This is a genomic window from Aphanizomenon sp. UHCC 0183 (assembly GCF_009712065.1).
Lineage (GTDB): Bacteria > Cyanobacteriota > Cyanobacteriia > Cyanobacteriales > Nostocaceae > Dolichospermum > Dolichospermum heterosporum.
This window is the reverse complement of the sequence record NZ_VILC01000128.1, coordinates 1-21,780: the sequence shown is the minus strand read 5'-3', so window position 1 is coordinate 21,780 and position 21,780 is coordinate 1. Positions and strand designations below refer to the sequence as shown.

At 39.6% G+C, this 21,780-nt stretch carries 17 protein-coding genes; 7 read left to right on the top strand and 10 right to left on the bottom strand.

Annotation, left to right across the window (positions count from 1 at the left end; genetic code table 11):
- The 4 genes from FJR37_RS24255 to FJR37_RS24240 form a co-directional block, all read right to left on the bottom strand.
- Positions 1-1,033: XdhC family protein (locus FJR37_RS24255; RefSeq protein WP_168467344.1), on the bottom strand; the 1,033-nt coding region annotated here is incomplete at its 3' end.
- A 222-nt stretch (positions 1,034-1,255) separates the two neighbouring features.
- Positions 1,256-3,385 (bottom strand): xanthine dehydrogenase family protein molybdopterin-binding subunit, encoded by a 2,130-nt coding sequence (locus FJR37_RS24250; RefSeq protein ID WP_168467343.1) that lies wholly within the window; start codon positions 3,383-3,385, stop codon positions 1,256-1,258.
- Positions 3,382-4,377 carry a xanthine dehydrogenase family protein subunit M gene (locus FJR37_RS24245; RefSeq protein ID WP_168467342.1) on the bottom strand — a complete coding sequence of 332 codons (996 nt, stop codon included), beginning with the start codon at positions 4,375-4,377 and terminating at the stop codon, positions 3,382-3,384. The genes FJR37_RS24250 and FJR37_RS24245 overlap by 4 nt, the downstream gene beginning before the upstream one ends.
- Positions 4,377-5,093, bottom strand: a complete 717-nt coding sequence (locus FJR37_RS24240) for a 2Fe-2S iron-sulfur cluster-binding protein (RefSeq protein ID WP_168467341.1) — start codon at positions 5,091-5,093, stop codon at positions 4,377-4,379. Before FJR37_RS24240 ends, FJR37_RS24245 begins: the two co-directional genes overlap by 1 nt.
- A gap of 850 nt (positions 5,094-5,943) precedes the next feature.
- On the opposite strand from FJR37_RS24240, the gene FJR37_RS24235 reads away from it, so the two are divergent.
- Positions 5,944-6,144, top strand: a complete 201-nt coding sequence (locus FJR37_RS24235; protein ID WP_027403175.1) for a type II toxin-antitoxin system HicA family toxin — start codon at positions 5,944-5,946, stop codon at positions 6,142-6,144.
- Between the two features lie 2 nt (positions 6,145-6,146).
- Positions 6,147-6,416 (top strand): type II toxin-antitoxin system HicB family antitoxin, encoded by a 270-nt coding sequence (locus tag FJR37_RS24230; RefSeq protein WP_199308484.1) that lies wholly within the window; start codon positions 6,147-6,149, stop codon positions 6,414-6,416.
- 141 nt (positions 6,417-6,557) lie between these two features.
- Here FJR37_RS24230 and FJR37_RS24225 read toward each other — a convergent pair whose 3' ends face one another.
- Together FJR37_RS24225 and FJR37_RS24220 are read right to left on the bottom strand one after the other, a co-directional pair.
- The gene (locus FJR37_RS24225; protein ID WP_168467340.1) at positions 6,558-6,902 is read right to left on the bottom strand and encodes a PIN domain-containing protein; all 345 of its coding nucleotides are present in this window, start codon (positions 6,900-6,902) and stop codon (positions 6,558-6,560) included.
- Between the two features lie 954 nt (positions 6,903-7,856).
- Positions 7,857-9,887, bottom strand: a complete 2,031-nt coding sequence (locus FJR37_RS24220) for a family 10 glycosylhydrolase (protein WP_168467339.1) — start codon at positions 9,885-9,887, stop codon at positions 7,857-7,859.
- 891 nt (positions 9,888-10,778) lie between these two features.
- Between FJR37_RS24220 and FJR37_RS24215 the strand changes: the two genes are divergently transcribed.
- The 5 genes from FJR37_RS24215 to FJR37_RS24195 all read left to right on the top strand — a co-directional run bounded on the left by FJR37_RS24215 (position 10,779) and on the right by FJR37_RS24195 (position 16,473).
- A complete protein-coding gene (locus FJR37_RS24215) occupies positions 10,779-12,890 on the top strand; it encodes a WD40 repeat domain-containing protein (RefSeq protein WP_168467338.1) in 2,112 nt (703 codons plus the stop codon).
- Positions 12,891-13,095: 205 nt separating this feature from the next.
- Positions 13,096-14,826, top strand: coding sequence for a DNA repair protein RecN (gene recN, locus FJR37_RS24210; protein ID WP_168467337.1), 1,731 nt, complete (start codon positions 13,096-13,098; stop codon positions 14,824-14,826).
- Positions 14,827-14,960: 134 nt separating this feature from the next.
- A complete protein-coding gene (locus FJR37_RS24205; RefSeq protein ID WP_168467336.1) occupies positions 14,961-15,689 on the top strand; it encodes a Uma2 family endonuclease in 729 nt (242 codons plus the stop codon).
- 98 nt (positions 15,690-15,787) lie between these two features.
- Positions 15,788-16,057, top strand: a complete 270-nt coding sequence (locus tag FJR37_RS24200) for a hypothetical protein (protein WP_027403169.1) — start codon at positions 15,788-15,790, stop codon at positions 16,055-16,057.
- A complete protein-coding gene (locus FJR37_RS24195; RefSeq protein ID WP_039204607.1) occupies positions 16,027-16,473 on the top strand; it encodes an HNH endonuclease in 447 nt (148 codons plus the stop codon). The genes FJR37_RS24200 and FJR37_RS24195 overlap by 31 nt, the downstream gene beginning before the upstream one ends.
- Before the next feature lie 624 nt (positions 16,474-17,097).
- Here the strand turns inward: FJR37_RS24195 and FJR37_RS24190 are convergent.
- The 4 genes from FJR37_RS24190 to FJR37_RS24175 all read right to left on the bottom strand — a co-directional run bounded on the left by FJR37_RS24190 (position 17,098) and on the right by FJR37_RS24175 (position 21,496).
- Positions 17,098-17,610: a hypothetical protein gene (locus FJR37_RS24190; RefSeq protein ID WP_168467335.1), complete on the bottom strand. Its 513-nt coding sequence runs from the start codon at positions 17,608-17,610 to the stop codon at positions 17,098-17,100.
- Positions 17,611-17,958: 348 nt separating this feature from the next.
- Complete coding sequence (locus FJR37_RS24185) at positions 17,959-19,497, bottom strand: AAA family ATPase (protein WP_039204608.1); 1,539 nt, start codon at positions 19,495-19,497, stop codon at positions 17,959-17,961.
- Positions 19,498-19,748: 251 nt separating this feature from the next.
- A complete protein-coding gene (gene rplY / locus FJR37_RS24180) occupies positions 19,749-20,048 on the bottom strand; it encodes a 50S ribosomal protein L25 (RefSeq protein WP_039204609.1) in 300 nt (99 codons plus the stop codon).
- A 119-nt stretch (positions 20,049-20,167) separates the two neighbouring features.
- A complete protein-coding gene (locus tag FJR37_RS24175; protein WP_027403163.1) occupies positions 20,168-21,496 on the bottom strand; it encodes an adenylosuccinate synthase in 1,329 nt (442 codons plus the stop codon).
- Positions 21,497-21,780: the final 284 nt, after the last annotated feature.

Genomic DNA, 21,780 nt, shown 5'->3' with positions numbered 1-21,780 from the left:
ATGCTATTGTTTCTGGTGTATCTGCACCAATATCTAAACCCACAGGAGTATATAACTTTTGTAATAGTTCTGGTGTTTGTTCTATTCCTTCAGTTAGTAAATCATTTAATAATCTTGCAGTTCGCTGTTTTGATCCTAAACAACCTAAATATTTCAAATTAGATGGTATTAGCAATTTCAAAATTTCTAAATCATCAAAATAATTATGATTCATGACCACAGCAATAGTATTTTCTTTGATAGATATATGTTGATGAACAATTTCCCGATGAGTTAGAATCACGTTATTAGCCATCATAAAACGTTCTTTGGTTGCTTCAATAGCCCGACAATCAATAATAGTAACTTGCCAACCTAAAGCTTTAGCAAACTCTGCAACTGGTACAGCATCACGACCTGCACCAAAAATAATTAGGTGTGGGGGAGGCTGAATGAATTCAATAAAAACATTAACTTCACCTGATAAAAGTTGATATTTATGAAAACTTGAATATTGATTTTTTAATGCCGATTTAACATCTTTAATTAAGGATTGAGTTAAACTAGATTCAGCAATGTTAGTATTTATATTCCCGTCAGAATTGAGAATTAATCGCGCTCCTAACTGGACATTAATATTACCCTCAACACTAAAAATAGTGGCAATAATTCCTGGTTTTTGATTGTTAAAACATTGATGAATAAAAGTTAATGGATTAAGTGAATCATCTTGATAAAGACACTCAATCAAAACATCTACCAGACCATTACAACCCAAACCAAATCCCCAAATAATATCTTCATCAGCATTGGTGTCATAAGTAACCAGTTTTGGCTGACCATCTGTGATTAAGCGAGTATGTTGAAATACATCATTTTCCAGACAACCACCACTGATAGTTCCCACCATTTTACCTGTTGACGTGATCAACATTCGCGCTCCCGGTTGACGATAGCTAGAACCTTGAACATTGACAACAGTTGCGAGAAAAACTGGTTCACTATTGTCTTGACTGTCTAAAAATGCTGTAATAATAGAATTTATCTCTTTCATATTTTTGCAGTATCCTCATTTGGGAACCTGGTTTAATAAATTACATGAATTTTAGTCTCACGCAAAGGCGCAAAGACGCAAAGGTCAGAGTTTTAAAGGTTTAATTTGGGAATTTCATACCTTAGTTCAGCAACGCCAAAAATCCTAAAGCTCTCTCTGCGACTCTGCGCCTCTGCGTGAGAAAAAAAGAAATTGATTCCCACACAGAGGCAAAACACACAGCTAAATCAACTTATCCGGCGTAATTGGTAACTCACGAATCCGTTTACCCGTAGCATGATAAACAGCATTAGCGATCGCTGGTGAAACACCCGTAATGCCAATTTCACCCACACCACGCACCCCAGCAGAATTAAAATTCAGATCAGGTTCACCCACAAAACTCACATCAATGCGGGGAATATCTGCATGAGTTGGGTAATGATAGGTAGCCAAATCATAAACCACCGGATAACCGATATTCGGATCAAACTGGCAATCCTCCATTAAAGCGTGACCAATCCCCATAATTACAGCCCCTCGCACTTGAGAAGCGGCAGTTTTAGCATTCATCACCTTGCCAATATTCATCACAGACACCCACCGCGTCACCTGTAAGCGGCCGATTTCTTCATCTAGGCTGATTTCGCAAAAATGTGCGCCCCAGGACTGGAAAGCCCATTTTTTAGCTTCCTCACCTGGTGCAGAAGAACCCGTCGCTTCAAAAGCAGCCCGTTGGGACTGACGCAGACTTGTAAACGCCTCTTGGGCAGTTTTCGCTTGGGCAGTTTTCAGCACCTCCTCACAGGCCGTCATCACTGCTGGTATAAGACTTGCCGTCATTTGCGAACCACCAGCCATACCACCGTTAGGGAATAAAGAATCACCCAATTCCACCCGCACCTTTTCCACTGGTAGCCCTAAAGCATTGGCCGCCGTACTGGCAACAATGGTATAAGCACCCGTACCCATATCATTACCACTGGTGAGAACATGAGCCGTACCATCTGCTAATAATCGGACTTTTACCGAAGCTGAACTTCTTAAACCGGGAAAAGTGGAAGCAGCCATACCCCAGCCGATGAGTTTACCGTCGCGGGATAAAGAACGGGGTTTTTGAGTTCGATTTTCCCAACCAAATTGTTTTGCACCCACCTGCAAGCATTCCGCAAAATGTTTTGCAGAGAAAGGTAAACCCCGGCTTTGATGTTCCTTTGTTTCGTTCTTTAACCGTAATTCTACGGGGTCTATGCCCAATTCCCAGGCTAATTCATCCATTGCGGACTCTAAAGCATACAAACCGGGATTTTCTCCAGGCGCTCGCATAAAGGTAGGTGTACCAATATTCATGACTCCCATTTGTTGGGATGTTCGCAAATTCGGAGTAGCATACATTGCCGGGGTAATACCTGTACAGGGTTCAGCAAAAACATCTACAGGGGAAGTATAAGATTTTGCTGTATGTTCAATTCCCTGCAAACTACCATCAGTTTTAGCAGCTAAACTAATAGTTTGCTCAGTTTGCGAACGGTGTCCCGCATTTGCTGTCATTTGTCGCCGACTGAGAACAACTTTCAGCGGACGCTGAAGTTTTCGCGCTGCTGCTGCACAGAGAATAGCGTGTGGCCAGGGAAAGGCTTTAGAACCAAATCCTCCGCCTAAAAATGGCGTAATAATTCTTACCTGTTCTGGAGCAAGTCCAAATAATTCTGAATATGTGCGTTGGCTACCCCCTACCCACTGAGTCGGTTCATAGACTGTCAGGGAGTTGGAATTTTGCCACTGGGCGATAATGGCATGAGGTTCCATGGGTGCGTGGAGTTCCGTCGCTGTTTTGTAGGTAGCGGTAATTTTCGCTGCTGCACCTGCCATTGCATCCGTTGAATTACCAGTAGCAAAACTACCCTTGGCAAATTTCAAGTCTTCCCCAAACATGGAGGGAGCATTTTTTAAGGTAACTTTTTGGGGATCTAAAATTGGTTTTTGGCTAGTATATTCAACTTTAACTAAATGTGCTGCTGCCTTTGCTTGTTCAAAGGTTTCTGCTACTACTAAACCGATAATTTGCCCGGCATAATGAATTGTGTCATCTGCTAAAGGTAGTCGCGCTTCGTAAATTTTGGAGTTAATGAAATTATTACTAGGCTTAGAAATTTTGGGGGCATTTTTATGGGTGAAAATGGCAATTACACCGGGATATTTTTCTGCTGTTTGGGTGTTGACACTTTTTATTTTTCCACTGGCAATACTAGCAGTTATTAAATAACCATGAACTAAATTTGGTATTTGATGTTCGGCGGCATAGGTGGCTATACCTGTTACTTTTGCCTGTCCATCTTTACGATTAATATTGGTTGTAGTTATTTTATTCATGCTATACCTCCTCCTTGAGCCGAAACCGTGAGAGCGCGACGAATTGCCCGTTTTGTTAGTTCAATTTTATAACCGTTATGAGCTAAAGGTTTTGCTCCCTGTAAAGCGATATTTGCCGCTTGGGTAAATGTGGAAATATCTGCCGTTTTACCAATTAAAAACTTTTCTGCTTCTACTGCTTGCCAAGGTTTATGGGCAACGCCACCCAGTGCTAAACGAGCATCTTTGATTTTTTCCCCAGCAATTTCTAAAGCAGCCGCTACAGATATTAAAGCAAAAGAATAGGAAGTGCGATCGCGCAGTTTTAAATAAACTCCTGATTTCGCAAAAGCTAAAGGTGGTAAAATCACAGAAATAATTAATTCTCCTGGCTGTAAATTACTATCTTTTTCTGGTGTATTTCCTGGCAAGCGATGGAAATCTCCAAAGGGAATTTGTCTTTTACCTTGAGGTCCTTCCACTTCTACCACCGCATCTAAAGCCGCCAATGCCACACACATATCAGAAGGATGAACTGCGACACATTGATCACTTGCAGCGAGTATTGCGTGCATTCGATTTATCCCCGTTGCTGCTGGGCATCCAGTTCCTGGCTCACGTTTATTACAAGCAAAAGCAGTATCGTAATAATAAGGGCAACGAGTTTTTTGTAAGAGATTACCACCGACTGTGGCCATATTGCGAATTTGTTGAGATGCACCAGACAGAATTGCCCTAGTTAACATCGGGTAATCACGGCGAATATCAGTATGATCAGCTACAGCCGTATTTGTCACCAACGCCCCCAACCGCAGACTACCATTAGCCATTTTTTCGATCTTCTGCATTTGTAGGCGGGAGATGTCAATTAGTTGTGATGGCTCGTCCACAAAGGCTTTGAGACGATCAACTAAATTTGTACCGCCACCAATAAACATAGCATTTTGGTCAGCAACGGCTCGGTTGACGGCATCTTTTACCGTGGTAGCGCGAATATAAGTAAAGTTATTCATTATACTGATACTCCCTGGGATTCACTGGTAATGATATTTGCCATTGGCGAAGGAGGTTTTTGGCCAATTGCTTGTTGAACTGCGGCGACAATTCCGTTATAAGCACTGCACCGACAAAGATTCCCACTTAATCGTTCTTTAATTTCCGCTGTCGAGAGTTGAGCTAATTGGGGAGGAGCTTGTAAATCGGAGGTGACTGCACTAGCACAACCGCGTTTAACTTCCTCCAGTAGTGCCACAGAGGCGCAAATTTGCCCTGGTGTACAGTAACCACACTGAAAGCCATCGTTGTCAATAAAGGCTATTTGCATGGGGTGGAGAGTATCCCCGCTGGCTAGTCCTTCAATGGTGACAATTTTTTTGCCTTCCTGCATGACTGCCAAAGAAAGACAAGAATATACTCGTTCACCATCAATCAGCACAGTACACGCGCCGCACTGTCCATGATCACAGCCTTTTTTACTACCAACTAATCCTAAACGTTCCCGCAGGGCATCCAGGAGAGTCACACGCGGCTCAATAATGAGGGGGCGTTGCTCACCATTAACATTGAGTGTTATATTCATCTCGCCGTTGCCTCCTAGAGTAGTTTCTTTGGCTGCACTTTCTTGAGTCAGCAATGCAGGAACAGTAATAGCCGCCCCGGCTGCGGTGAATGCTTGTCCGAGAAACCCACGTCGGGATGTTTTCCCTGGTTTCTGGTTAGATTGTTCCATAATTGGGAATTGATAACAATATTACTGATGATATAGCAGGAGTCATGATGTAGGAACGCAGAGTCAAAAGCGATCGCACTCAAGGGGGAAATTTTACGTTTATGGAATGAATTAATACTGTCACTTCCACAAACATCCTCTAAAAGGTAGAGAATCTCAAAATCTAAACAGTTCCACCCATACCTTCGATAAATGTATCAATAAATAACTGGATTTTTTCGGAAACGCGCTCAATAGTTTTTTTCATGGTTCTCAACAAATCGAGAATATACGCCACATTAATCTCATAAGAATACCCGGTAAGTGGGAAACGAGCGCGTCTTTAGACCTGAGAGGGAAACGACACGAGCGGTTTTAACCGCTGTGGATATTAAAATTGAAACCAGATTTTTGATTGGAACCTGGAAACCAACTCCCATTTCTGGGGTAATGTTAGCTAGATGCCTCCGGCACGCTGGCGCGAACGACCTGTTATAAGAGCTTGTTAGGCTTGCAACACTGTTCCAGTGACCTTAGAACTGTTTAATTACAAGCGACAGAGCGGGGAACTAGCTATGCCTGACGGCACGCTGACGCGAACGCATTCCGAGGTGTCGTGACTCAAATAACGGCTACCCTTCGACAACGCTCAGGGTGGTCTGGTCAGTACGGCTTGCTTGATTACTCTTGCAAGCCCAGTCCCTTTAGGGCTGGGTTACTGACCTCGATGAATTAATTCTAGTTGGGCTTCGGTTTGGGTGGTCATGGTTGATATTTTTTACACACAAGACTATTTTAATATAAAGAGTTATGATATTTATATGGAAGTAAAGCATCATTTTCTTATAATTGATGTAAATATTCTTAATTTATGACTAAAAAAGTAAAAGAAGTAATTAAATTACTAGAAAATGATGGATGGGTACATATACGAACTACGGGTAGTCATAGACATTTTCGGCATCCAAATAAGCAAGGGACTGTAACTGTTCCAGGAAAATTGTCTGATGATCTTAAGTTAGGTACGCTTAATAGCATTTTTAAACAAGCTGGTCTAAATGGAGATAATTAATTATGATCGCTCTAACTCCGAAAACTATAAATTATATTGTGATAGTCGAAAAAGCTGATAACAATTTTTCGGCTTATGTCCCTGATTTATTAGGATGTGTAACTACTGGTGAATCAATTGCAGAAATTGAAAAAAATATGAAAGAAGCTATTATTGGGCATTTAAAAGTAATGCAAGAATATGGTGATCCTATTCCTGAATCATCCTCTATCTATGAACTTGATAGTCCTGCAAGTATTATTCTGCAAGTAAGTATTCCTATAGGTTTTTAATCTTGACTCTGGCATATTTCATGCTTTGCAGTTGGGTAATTAAGTCTGCTTCTAGTTGGGCTTCGGTTTGGGTGGTCATGGTTGATATTTTTTAAGTATGAGAGACTATTTTAATATAGCAGTCCTATTTGAGTTTTTTAATCATCTGTTGGCTTCCACACCCGCACAAACTCCTGAATGATATAAAACAGCATCCTCAAAATCAGAAAAATCTGAATTTATCGCTGCTTTCAATATAACATCATTAACTTCTGCGATCGCAAATAAATTAAGCAATTGATTAATAGAAATCTTGGCTGACTGCTTTCCTATTGATTTAGTTAACAAATAATCAATCGTAGTTATCGTTGTCGCACAAAGCGCACAAAGATAACCCTGAATGACTTGCTGCTCAACGGCATTAAATAAATTAATAGATAAACTGGCAAAAGGTTCACGCTCTAGTAAAACATCAAGAACAATGTTTGTATCAAGTACAATTTTCAAAGATACTTCTCCTCTAAATGTTTTTTATAGTCCGCTACATCAACATGAGAACCTTTCAATATACCAACTAGCGAACTGCTTGCAGCAGCGCTTCGCTATCGCGTAATTGGCAAAATTTCATCATAAGAACACCCGGTAAGTGGGAAACGAGCGCGTCTTTAGACCTGAGAGGGAAACGACACGAGCGGTTTTAACCGCTGTGGATATTAAAATTGAAACCAGATTTTTGATTGGAATCTGGAAACCAACTCCCATTTCTGGGGTAATGTTAGCTAGATGCCTCCGGCACGCTGGCGCGAACGACCTGTTATAAGAGCTTGCTTGAGCTTGCAACACTGTTCCAGTGACCTTAGAACTGTTTAATCACAAGCGACAGAGCAGGGAACTAGCAACGCATTCCGGGGTGTCGTGACTCAAATAACGGCTACCATGAGAGTAAACTCAGGGTGGTCTGGTCAGTACGGCTTGCTTGATTACTCTTGCAAGCCCAGTCCCTTTAGGGCTGGGTTACTGACGAAAACCGGAGATTTGTAGGGGTAAAGCAAGAGCTTCATTGGTGTCAACTTAACGTAAAACATCTATCCCGCAAAGAACTCAACTCGTCTCATTCCCCTGCTCTGACTGGGAATGAATTCTAGAAGGCTCTGCCTTCAATGATATTAGAGGCAGAGCCTCATCAACTGCATTCCTAGTCAGAGACTAGGAACGAGATGTGGTAGGGATTTGAGATTAAGTTGACACCTATGAAGCTCTTGCTTTACCCCTACCCATAAAATCAAGTAATTAAGCCGTGTTGAGTATAAGTTATGAGGTATTCAAAGGGTTAAGTTCCTTTTGAGACCACGATAATGTTACCACTACAAACAATCTAATTGAGATTTTTGTGAGCGATCGCTCATTTACCTGTCAAAATAAATTTGATTGACATAAAAGTCTTTTCGTTAGGGTTAGGAGTCAAGTTACAGTAATCGTTACACCTGCACTTTCATTCCCTAATCTATCCACAGCACAGACTGCATAAGTTCCCGGTGGAACTGTCGCAAAGGTAGTACCAGCGGATAAAATGCGTTGAATTATCCAATTATTGTTATTTTGCGAATATAGAGTCCAAGAACGCACAGGTTGATTATCTCCTGCTTCCCAATTTAATTTTCCATCCATAAACTTGAGGTTTTTGGGAGGTGGTGGCGTGATGGAACTTTGCCATGACATAGTGGGAACTAAGGCAGGTGTGGGATAATCGGTTCTAAATTGGTCAGCAATGCCTTGACGATTTTCTTGAATGCCAGTCATGCTGAAAAAGATATTACCCAAAGATAAACTACCTGCTAAATTCCGAGAAATCTGAATCTGCTTGACAATTTCGCTGTTTTTCCATTCCTTACCATCTAGTTGTCCGAGATTGTTACCTGCATAGACATGACGCTGTTTGGTATTAATTTCTGTCCACCATTTCAGCAAAGTTTGATAACCTTGTTTGGTTTGGTCAGTCCGCCAGTAAAGTTGAGGAGCAATATAATCTATCCAGCCTTGTTGTAACCATTTTTTAGAATCTGCATAGAGAACATTATAGGCATCTAACCCGACAATTCCCGCAGGTTCTCCAGAACGATAAATACCAAAAGGACTAATTCCAAATTTCACATGAGGTTTGGTGGCTTTGATTCCTTGGGAAAGTCGCAATACCATTTGATTGACGTTTTCCCGTCGCCAATCTTCTAAACTCAGTTTACCGCCACTGGCTTTATATGCTGCGTAGGTTTTATGATCGGGAAAAGGTTTACCAGATATGGGATAGGGGTAAAAATAATCATCTAAATGAATCGCATCTAAATCATAACGGCGGACAACATCAATAATGACGTTGTATGCTCTATCTTGAACGATTTTTGCACCGGGGTCCATCCATAGTTGACTACCCCATTGATAAACAACTTCGGGATTTGTAACTGCAATATGAGGACGAACGGTAGAAACTTGACTGTTAGCTCTAGCGCGGTAAGGATTAAACCAAGCGTGTAATTCAATATTGCGTTGATGACATTGAGCGATCGCAAACTCCAAAGGATCATAAAATGGACTTGGTGCTTTTCCCTGAGTTCCTGTTATCCAAGCACTCCAAGGTTCTAACTCAGAAGCATATAAAGCATCACCTTCTGGTCTGACTTGCAAAACCAAAGCGTTGAAATTCAAAGCTTGTAACTGTTTAATAATCGCCACCAATTCCGCTTTTTGCTGTTCCACAGACAGTCCTGGCTTAGAAGGCCAATCACTATTCCACACAGTCGCAACCCAAGCACCTCGAAATTCTCGCCGATGATTTACCTTAACAGTCTTGGAGGTTGTCGGTTTAGGTATAGGAATCGTTGTGGTTATAGGTGCTGCAACAATATAATCAGAAGGAATTTTTTCCGCTTTTCCCAAATACACTAAAGCCTGATAAACCATCACTGCCACATCTGCACGAGTAGCGGCTGTTTTATAATTTAGTATTTTGACGTTGGGATAATTCACCACCCAACCAGCACGGGTCGCCAAACCTATTTGATTAATTCCATAGTAAGGAATTAAAGATCCATCTTGATAAATTTCTGCCAGTTTACTCACTAAATCCAGGTCAACTTGACCCGCAATTCCCAAACCATTGACCATTGCGACTAAAGCATCACCCTTAGCAATACTTTCATCTACCCCAAACAGCTTGTTCGGATAACCCGTCAAAAATCCAGTTTCATAAACTTTCTTAATCGCGTTTATTGCCCAATGTGTATCAGGAACATCTCCAAAAGGGAGATATGCACGTTTAACTGGTTGGGAAAAAACTGAAGCGATAATGGCAGCAAATTCAGCGCGAGTTACAGGGTTATTGGGGCGACAAGTTCCATCAGGATAACCGCTGATAATCCGCCGTGCTGCTAAAGCTTCTATAAATGGTCGGGACCAATGATTTTGAATATCGGAGAATGTTATGGGAGTAGATACCATATTTAAGGAGATAGTTACATCTTCTGTTAATCTAGCAATTTTTAAGTCATAGCTGCTAATTTTCTAGCAATGCAGTCAGACAGATAAGTTTTTTAAATCTCTCTTCTGCAAAAAAATCACATTTCTATGTTTATTGAGAATATGCTAGATTAATTCTCAAGATTATTGAGAATGGAATCAATAAGCTAACGATTTTACTAGGGTATTGACATCTCGAAATTTTATGCTATTGTCAAGATATACGATCTGGAAGTATTTATATCTAAAAACTGGCGTTGCGGAAGGAAAGAATTTTTTTCACGCACAGACGCAGAGGCGCAAAGAGTAAGAGAAAATAAAGTTTTAGAGAACTCCACAAAAAAAATGATCCAATTTTGTGGGATGGGCATCCTTGCCCGTCCTTGATGATTAGCGGGCAATTCGTCCCGCACCACAAGAAATTTTGGGATATTTTTTTGATTGGAAGTCTCTAATAAACCTGTGCTGCATGAGTTGTCATTGCGAGTGAAAGGAAGCAATCTCTTGACAACCGATAAACCACCTAACGCAAAAATCTCTCAAACCCTTATTCCTCTGTGTCCTCTGCGCCTCCGTGGTTGGTTAATCAGGATAATTTATTTCTTGGAAGTCCCTCACTAAATTATTGGGTCTGACGCACCCTACAAGAGATAAAATCCACATTACATATTGAGTAGGGTGCGTCAGATAGAGGAAATCTGTTTTTTACCAAATTATTGGGTCTGACGCACCCTACAAGAGATAAAATCTACATTACATATTTAGAAAACTTTGTCAATGCGTAAGCACTAGGATCATCTTTTTTGTGGATTTCTCTTATTGAGTATAGTTTGTGATATAGTAATCACGACTTGACAAGTAATACCAGTTACCATGAATAATCGTCAGTTGCTAGAAGTTAGCGAGTATGTATGTTTGGGATTATCAGTATTAGGAACAATAGTAGCGACAGTGACGCAACAGGTGGTTTATGCGGTTATTCCCCTGAGTTTAAGTGTAGCTTTAAATTTAGTTAATCGTCCTAAGTTTAATTATTCCCAATCACAATCACAAATTGAGCAATTACAAACAAGTTTGCAAAATATCACTGAAGAATTTTACCAAGTTGAAAAAACCATGAATACCTCTAATCAACGTTTAGAACAAATCGAAGCTTGGAGACAACAACTCAGCCAAATTATTGACCAAACTATTGAAAGTGCTATTAATGAACGTTTGGGAAAACTTGAAGTTTACAAACAGGAAATTAGTCAAATTGTTGACCAGAAAATTCAAATATCAATGCAAAAATTAAGTACAGAATTTAATGCAGTTCATCAACAAATGCAAATTGTCAATAATCGGGTACAGCAATTAGATATTTCTCTAGAAAGTTTAAATTCTACTGTTGATAAAGATGAATATTTGAGAAATATTGCAGAATTGCAAACTGAATTATCACAAATTAATCAACAGCTACAAGTCTTTAGTTCTCGATTTGCAGAAATTGAAACCTCTATCAAAAATGGCAATGAAAGCAGTCAGCAACAATTAGCAGAATTACGGGATAATCAAGAAAATCAAAGTCAGGAATTTACCCAAATTCATCAACAAATCGAAGTTGTTAATTCTCGGTTTGCAGAAATTGATAATTCAACACAAAAATTACATCAGACAATTTTAGAACAAAACCAATCAATAGGTGAAATTAAAGAAAAGCAAGAAAGTGAAAGTTCTAAAAATAATGACATTCTTGATTCTATTAACCAACGTTTGACAGATGGATTAACAGAATTAGATAGTTTATTTACAGCTTTGGTACAACCGTTACAAGTTGAAAATAAATCAAATTCGCAAACAAATTCAATACCGGAAACAGCAAGTCAAGAAAGAGAAGAAATTCCCACAATTAATAACTTAAATTCTATTAGCAATTCTATTAACAAATCGTTGAAAACATTAGATGTATTAACGGAATTAAATACTTGGTTTAACCCGTCACAGTTAGCAAATGAATCAAGTATAAAAGAATCAGATAATTATCAAGAAACACTAGAAGTAATTCCTACCACATCTATAATAGATGACAAAACAGGAAAATTAGTATTTTTCAGTAATCTCAAAGGACATAAACATAAAGTTCTCTCTGTCGCTTTTAGTCCAGATGGTAGATTTTTAGCAAGTGGTAGTGATGATACAATAATTAAATTGTGGGATTTAGCAACTCAGCAACATCGCACCTTTGAAGGACATGGGGAATATTCTTGGTCTAGAGGGATTAATTCCGTAGGTTTTAGTCCAGATGGTAAATTCTTGGTCAGTGGCAGTGATGATAAAACTATTAAATTATGGGATGTAAATCTAGGAATAGAAGTTTTCACTTTTACAGGACATGAAGAAAGAGTTAATGCTGTCTCCTTTAGTCCCTTGGGAAAAATTTTAGCGAGTGGAAGTAAAGACAAAACAGTTAAACTGTGGTCATTAGAAACAGGAAAAGAAGTTTACTCTTTCAAAAGTCATACCGATGATGTTTTATCTGTAACTTTTAGTCCCGATGGTAAACTATTAGCTAGTGGTGCAGGTGGTAATGATAAAACTATCAAGATTTTACAATTAGCTGAAAATAAAGTGAAAACCTTAACAGGACATTCTGATTGGTTTGGAGGGATTACTTCTCTAGCATTTAGTCCCGACGGAAAAACTTTAATTAGTGGTAGTCAAGACAAAACTATTAAACTTTGGAATCTAGAAACTAGTCAAGAAATTAAAACTTTATCAGGACATTCTGATCATATTTGTTCCGTTGCATATAGTCCCAATGGACAAAATTTTGCGAGCGCTAGTAAAGATAAGACAGTGAAATTATGGTCAGTCGCTAGTGGAGAAGAAATTTCTAGTGTCAAATGTACTGATTCTGTAATTTACTCAATTGCTTTCAGTCCAGATGGTAAAATATTAGCGGCTGGAAGTGGAGATACAACCATTACTCTGTTTCCCATAGCATAAGTTTGATTCTACAGGTAGGGTAAAGCCTGAGCTAAACCCTTACACCTCTAGGTTTTGAGCGTTGCTAATAGCCATATTGAAGTAGAAAAAAGGAAAATTAAAAATCTTCACCTTTGCGCCTTTGCGTGAGACTAATTCATACTTTCATTCACCAACGCCATAATCAATAAAAACGGGGAAATCTGCAATAGTAAGGATTATTTAAATGCTGCTATATTTAAGAATTGAAAATTTTGCCTTAATTGATCATCTGGAATTGGATTTTGGTGTAGGTTTAAATGTATTAACAGGGGAAACCGGCGCAGGAAAATCAATCATATTAGATGCCATTGATGCCGTTTTGGGTGGTAAAGTCTCTAGTCGGGTGATTCGGACTGGCACAAATCGCGCTATAGTGGAGGCGACTTTTAGCGTCACTCCGCCTTTAGCTGCTTGGTTAAGTGAACAAGAAATTGATTTAACCGATGATCATGCTGTGATCATTAGTCGGGAAATTGCCACCACTACTAGTAATATCCGCAGTAGATCAAGAGTAAATGGAGTGCTGGTAAATCGCCCCTTAATGGCAGGATTACGAGACAGTTTAGTAGAAATTACGGCACAAGGACAAACAGTACAGGTGGGACAATCTGCCCAAGTTCGAGATTGGTTAGATTTATATGGTGGTGATGCTTTATTGCACAAACGCCAAAATGTTGCCGCTGCTTTTATTCTATATCAACAAGCCCGGCAAGCACTGGAAAAACGCCGGACATCAGAACGGGAACGGCTGCAACAATTGGATTTATTAACATATCAAGTGCAAGAATTGGGTGCGGCTAATCTTGATGATGCCCAGGAAATGGAACAATTAAATCAAGAACGGGACCGCCTGAATCATGTTGTGGATTTGCAACAAATGAGTTACAAAGTTTATCAGGCTTTGTATCAAGATGATCAGGAAACTCGCACTGCTGCTGATTTATTAGCCGATGGAGAGATGACATTAACTCACATGGTGGAGTATGATCCTCAATTACAATCTCTCTTGGAATTGGTGCGAGATGCAGTGGCAGCGGTAATGGAAGTGGGGAGACAAATTAGTATTTATGGAGAAGGGTTAGAAGCAGATCCGCAACGGTTGGAAGAGGTGGATGAACGGATACGGGAATTAAAACAAATTTGTCGCAAATATGGACCTACTTTAACGGAAGCGATCGCTTATTATGAACGTATTCAAACTGAATTAGCTGAATTAAATAATAGCGAACAATCTATCGAAACTTTAGAACAACAAGAACAATTATCTTTACAAGCACTCCAGCAAGTCAGCCACCAATTAACCCAATTACGTCGTCAAACTGCGGCTAATTTAGAATCTCGGTTATTAGCCCAACTCAAGCCGTTAGCAATGGATAAGGTGAAATTTCAAGTAGAAATCGTCCCCATTTCTCCCGCAGCTACAGGTGCAGATAAAATTACCTTTATGTTTAGTCCTAACCCCGGTGAACCTATCCAACCATTAACAGAAATTGCTTCTGGTGGAGAAATGAGCCGTTTCTTACTAGCTTTAAAAGCTTGTTTCAATCAAGGAAATGAAGTGGGAACAATGATATTTGATGAAATTGATGTGGGGGTTTCTGGTAGGGTTGCCCAAGCCATAGCAGAGAAATTGCACCAACTTAGTCAAGGACATCAAGTATTATGTGTCACCCATCAGCCTCTAGTTGCAGCAATGGCAGATCGTCATTTTCGCGTTGATAAATTAGTGATTAATAAAGCCAGAAATAGTAATGATGAACAGCGGACTGTTGTGAGAGTAACAAGTTTAGATAATTTAACTACCCGACGAGAGGAATTAGCACAGTTAGCTGGTGGTAAATCAGCAAATGAAGCAATTTCTTTTGCTGAATCTTTATTATTACAAGCTGCTAATCATCGAGAAAAGAGAAAATAGATGGTGAAATTGTTAGAACGCTACGCGAACAGGATATCCAGGATTTAAGGATTTACAGGATGTTTTATGAGATAATAGGAATAAATAAAGACACTGTGAACACACAATAAATTATATTTTCCAAGAAAATTACTATGTATCAAACTGATCCGCCCCGTTCTCCCCAAGAAGTGTTACCAACAATGTATGATCTCAAAAGTGAAGATCCAGAGGAAAAAGGTTTGCCTGATCAATTTAATTTATTACAACCCCGTTTATTAGACGAAACGTTTAATTCTCCTACCTATCCTAGCGACAACATCTTTACCGCTAGTGATATGAATTTATATTATGATCCTCATCATCCAACATGGTATAAAAGACCAGATTGGTTTGTATCTGTGAATGTTTCTCCTCTTTATAAAAATGGCGATTTACGACTGAGTTATGTAATTTGGCAAGAGGGAATTACTCCTTTTATTATAGTTGAATTACTCTCACCAGGAACGGAAAAGGAAGATTTAGGAGAAACTTTACGAGATGTAAAAAAACCGCCAACAAAATGGGAGGTTTATGAGCAGATTTTGAGGATTCCTTATTATGCTGTTTTTGACCGTTACAAGTATGAATTTAGAATGTTTAAATTAGATGGTGGACGTTATATGGAAATAGATTTATCATCATCAGATTCTCGTTTTTGGATACCAGAAATAGAATTAGGTTTGGGAGTTTGGGAGGGAAGTTATAATAATATTCAGCAGCCTTGGTTACGCTGGTATGATGTTTCTGGTAATTGGGTTTTAACTCCTACAGAACAGGAAAGAAGACAGAAGGAAAGATTGATAGAACAGTTAAGAAATCTGGGTGTAGAACCTGATATTTAATTTGTCTGATAGCGTAGCGTGGCGCAAGCCATATCAGGATGCCCAGGATTTCAGGATTTTTTATGAGATAATACAAATAAAGGCACTGTGAACATACAATGGCTACTCAATTAATGGTTCAACCTTCGTCTTTAATATCTTCTGGCATGAAGATGAGTGAATTTGGTAATATTTATCTATTTAAATTTACCGAAGAACTACAGATACGTTTTGAAGAACTATTAGCAAAGAAAAAATCTGATAAACTGACTTCTGAAGAGGAAGCGGAATATGTAGGTATCTCGGAGTTACAGCGAATATTTACCTTAATTAATGCTCAACTAGCAGCTAAAAGTAAATGGTGTCCGAACCAACTCGACGACTTATAAGAAAACGAGCTAAATTTCTCTGTGAATATTGTCACTCTCCAGAATATCTGAGTCCTGATCGTTTTACTATTGATCATATTATGCCGCAGTCTTTGGGGGGTTCAGACGAACTGGATAATTTAGCTTTGGCTTGCCATCGCTGTAATGAGCGTCATTATAATTTTATAGTAGCTACTGATCCTAAAACTCAAGAGCAAGTTGCTTTATTTAACCCTCGTCAGCAAGAATGGTCAGAGCATTTTATATGGACAAAAGATGGTATAAAAATTGTAGGTACAACGCCTACAGGAAGAGCTACTAGCGATCGCTTTGACTTCAATGATGAACGACGTGATGAGCCTTCTATTCAAGTCGCTAGGCATTTTTGGGTAGAAGCGGGTTGGCATCCACCACTATCAGATCCTCGTGAAGAATAAAAATCAATTTCCTTGGATGTTGACTCCGACAGAACAGGAAAGACTACAGAAGGAAAGGTTGATAGAACACAGTTAAGGTTGTTGGGTGTAGAACCTGATATTTAATTTGTCTGAATCAGGATGTCCAGGATTTCAGGATTGACAGGATTGAATAAAATCATTAATCTGAATTATTTTATTATCTAAAAAGCGAAGCTTACCAAAGGTATAAAATCAATTTCCTATCGTGATAATTTATTTTGCATGAATAATTAACCCGATAGGAATATAGGAATTTGTTTTGGTTATTTATCACCACCTCTAGCTAAATGTTTATTTAACAAAACATGGCTTGCAAGACTAGTCATAGGTGGACTCGTTTTTCTACAACCAGATGCTGACTGAGATAAAACTGATCCAGCTAATTGTTTAGCTACATAATAAATATAATTAGGGCTTGCTGAATAACGGGTTTTAACCTGAATACCAATTGATGAATCAGAAGTTAAGGTAAAATCAATTTTTCCATCTCCACCAATGCGTTTTTCTCAAAACACAACTCAAGCAAACATCCTGTAAATCCTTTAATCCTGGATATCCTGATTCTGACAATTTAATTTTATAATCCTAATTATCAATTGTTAATTACTTTTCCCAAAAGCGAAAATTGAAAGTTGCAGAGTCCCGACGGAAGCGCCGAGTAGGTTTTCTTTTGCGTCTTTTTGCACTTCTTTCACTCGGCTGTTCTGGATTTATTTCTTCCACAATCTCCTCTGATAATTGTGTTTGTAACGCCTCCTCACTTCTCCACCAACCAATAATCCAACCTCCACCAACTCCAGCGATCGCACCGAATATAATACTCATAGGGGCTGAATAACCGAGGAAAAGGCAGCCCATCATAAAAAACAACCAATATTTTAATCCAGCATCAATGCCATCATTAGAGGCGACGGTAGTAGGTTCAGAATTACTATCATTGGCAAGTGTGAACCGCCCCAAGGTGACACCACCCATAATGGCTATAAATAAACTGAGAGGAACTGAAGCATTAGCAATTCTGGAGATAATAAATAAAAATAATCCAAATAACAATTGAGAAAGAAAGTTAGGAGAGGAAGAGAAAATATCGCCTAGTAGATTATTTTTTGGTGCCATAATGCTAGAAATCAGGAGAAAGAATAATTATATCTCGTTTAGAGACTTCCAAATAAAAAAATGTCCCAAAACTGATGCAGAAATTCTCTCTCTGTGTACTCTGTGCCTCTGTGGTTCGTTTCTTAGGATAATTTATTTATTGGAAGTCTCTTATCTCGTTTATCTCGTTCCCAGTCTCTGACTGGGAATGCTATCACAGAGGCTCTGCCTCTACTATTTGAATGAGAATGCTATCATAGACATTTTGCCTTTACTATGATTGAAGGCAGAGCCTTTAGAGTTCATTCCCATACAGAGTATGGGAACGAGGAAAGCGCAATGCTGAACCCTAAGTTAACTAGACAAAAATTAAATCAGTTTTGATAATTGCGTGTCTAGCGGTTGAGTTGTATCCACAACTGTTATATAAGGTTGTTCGAGATTTGTAAATGGTTCAGATTGCTTGATTTGCGATGCTAATAAATCAGCGGTTGCGTCAGCAATATCACCAGTACGGTTCAGGAGTCGTTCTTTGATGACTTCTAGGGGTGCGGTACAGTTGATAATATGTACAGGTAATTGATGCTGTGTAGCTTGGGAAATAACTGTCTCCCGTAAATCCTGGCGATCATATTTGGCATCTAAAATCACAGACCAACCTTGATTAGCCAGTATAATTCCTAATGCTAATAATCGGCTATAGGTTTTTTGGGTCATTTCTGGTGTGTAGATTTCATCACCACCTTTTTCTAGGAGGGGAATTCCTGCTAAATGCTTACGCACAGCATCAGAACGGAGATGAACTGCGTTGAGTTTCCGGGACAAATATTTAGCTGTGGTACTTTTACCAGCACCAGATAATCCTGACATTAAAATCAGTTTTCCCTGTTGGGGTTTGGTATATTCCCAGGCTTGACGGTAATATGCAGATGCGGTTTTTGCAGATTCTTCTTTGACCGCAGCCGGGATATTAGGATCATCTAATAAAAAGGAATTTACTTTAGCTCGTACATAGGCTTGACGGCTTAAGTATAAAGGTAATACCTGTAAACCTTCCCAGTCTCCAGTTTGCTCTACGTAGGTATTTAAAAAGGCATTTCCTAAGTCTTTCCGTCCTCTGGCTTCAATATCCATGACTGTAAATGCTACGTCATACATGACATCCACAAAGCGGAAAGGCTCGTTGAATTCTATACAATCAAATAGCATAATTTTGTCATGCCAAAGAGCAATATTTCTGAGGTGCAAATCGCCGTGACATTCACGAATATAGTTATTGTCAATTCTGCTTTTAAATAGTTCTGGATGTTGGAGAAAGAAGTTGTCTGTATATTGTTTTGTTTCCTCAAATTGTTCTTTTGTTTGGGGTCCACCAATATATTTTTCAGCTTGTTGATAATTCTCATCAATTGCTAATCGGACTTGGGAGACTTCTCCAAAACTGCGAATATAATCGTTGGTCTCGGTGTTTGCATGATATTCAGCTACAACTCGTCCCAATTCTTCTAAGTGACTTTCTGACAAATTTCCACTGGCAAAAAGTTTACTAAATAGGGTTTCTTGGGGAAATTGACGCATCTTTACTGCATATTCTACGGCTTCTCCTGTGCCACCTAAATGGTATTGTTCACCTACTACGGTGATGGGAAGAACTTCTAAATATAATTCACCTGCACCTCTTTGATTTAGTCGCAGTTCTTCTTGACAAAAATAATGCCGTTTTTCTAAGGTGGAAAAGTCTAAAAAACCAAAGTTGGCTGGTTTTTTGAGTTTGTAAGCATAATCCCCGGTGAGGAGGACATAGGAAATATGAGTTTGAATTAGTTGAATTGGTTCTGTTACGGGATGGGGATAAAATCCTGGTTGTAACATTTGTAAGATTAAATTCGGGAGATTGGTTTCTGTCATTTTTATTGGTAATTGGTAATTGGTGATTGGTAATGGGAAAATTTCTGGACTGTTCCCTGTTCCCCGTTCCCTACTATAAATAATTTTTCCACAAAAAAACCAGGGCTAACCCTGGTTCTCTTCTTTATTACAGCAGATTGCGTACACAATCTAAATTGAAACCTATACACAAAGCCAGTTTTACTCCTGACTCTTGACTGGGCGCAGGCCCTGCGCCCCTACTTCCTGACTCCTGCTGTATTACCTGAATTTTAGCCTTTAGCGCCAGCAAAAAAACTTAGGTGATAAGGTGTGCCTTTGGCTGGGTGGATCTGAAGTTCGCGGATTACGGTTGTACCAGTCCACTCTAATTCAGGAATGCTGAGTTCTATTTCGGTTTTGTTGGGGGTAACTTGCTTGAGCAGGCGTTCTACAACTTTAGCGTCAAGAACTAGAGCAATTGATTCAATTCCTTTGTGACCATACAAGTTGGCGGGAATTAAGCCTGAACGGCGCAAAGCTCTGGGTTTGCTACCTTCGGGACGGGGTTTAGATTCGAGTGCGATCGCCATATAATTTGTTAATTTGTTAATTGTTAGTTATTCGTTGTCTGTTGTCTGTTGTCAGTTATTTTGCTACTAACCAATGACCAATGACCAATGACCAATGACCAATGACCAATGACCAATGACTAAACAGGTGTACCGTTGGGTTGTAACAGTGCGCGTTTGGGACCGTGAATCGGGTCTTCGACAATGATAGTTTGATCACGACTTGCTCCCAAGGAAACAATTGCGATCGGCACTTTCATTAATTCTGCTAAGAATTTCAGATAGTCCAGTGCTTTTTGTGGTAACTCTTCCAGGGTACGACAGTGACTTGTTGAAACTTGCCACCCCGGTACAGTTTTGTAGATGGGACGACAACGAGCGAACTGACGAGCGCTGGTGGGGAAGTCTTCGCAGCGTTCACCATCAATTTCATAAGCCACACAAACATTGATTTCCTCTAGTTCATCGAGAACATCCAGTTTAGTGAGTGCCATGCAATCCATGCCGTTAATACGGACTGCATAACGCCCGATAACCGCATCAAACCAACCACAGCGACGTTTACGCCCTGTAGTTGTGCCAAATTCTGCACCGCGATCGCCTAGCAAGTCCCCAATTTCGCCATTTAGTTCTGTGGGGAATGGACCTTCTCCCACTCTTGTAGTATAGGCTTTGGATACACCAATTACCCGATCTATCATTGTCGGACCTAATCCACTACCAACGCAAGCCCCACCAGCGACTGGGTTGGAGGATGTGACGTAGGGATAAGTTCCATGATCCAGATCAAGCAATGTCCCTTGTGCGCCTTCAAACAAAATATTTCGTCGCCGTAAAACTGCATCATAGATTTTCAACGATGTATCAACGACAAAAGGACGCAAGCGTTCTGCATAACCTAAATACTCCTCAATCACTGCTTGTGGATTCAAGGGTGGTAGATTATACAGCTTTTCTAAAATGGTATTTTTATAGTTTATCGTCCGTTCTAACTGCTCAGGCAGTCCATCGGTGTCCATCAGGTCTAACATCCTGATGCCTGTACGTTCCGATTTATCCGCGTAGGTGGGACCAATGCCTCTACCTGTTGTCCCGATTTTATGATTTCCCCGGACTTCCTCGGATGCCTTGTCAATCATGCGATGATAGGGCATGGTGACATGAGCCGTCTGAGATATCAACAGATTAGCCGTAGAAATATTTAATTGTTCTAGTTGTTCGAGTTCTTTGATCAAAACCTGTGGATCTATGACTGTGCCACAGCCAATGATACATTCGGTTTTTGGATACAAAATACCAGAGGGGATTAAGTGCAGCTTAAACGTCTGACCTTGGACTACGATTGTATGCCCAGCGTTAACTCCCCCTTGATAACGTACCACCACGTCTGCGGAGCGGCTGAGTAAGTCAGTTATTTTACCTTTTCCTTCATCGCCCCACTGGGCACCTATGACAATGACGTTAGCCAAGAGATTATATTAAAGGGTAAAGTTTCCACAAATTACAATTATTAGCAGATTTCATATCTTTTGTCAAGAAATTTGTCATAAATTCAATGAGTAAGCACAAAAAGGAGACAACAAAAGATGTCTTTCGGTTTCTCTCGAACTGTGACATACTGAATACTTTTAACCGCGACACTCCCTGACATCTGAGATATCGTGAATGTCCAGTACAACATTACCAACTGAGTTGATGAAGGTGCATTGGTGTCAACTTAAGCTCAAATCCCTACCACATCTCGTTCCTAGTA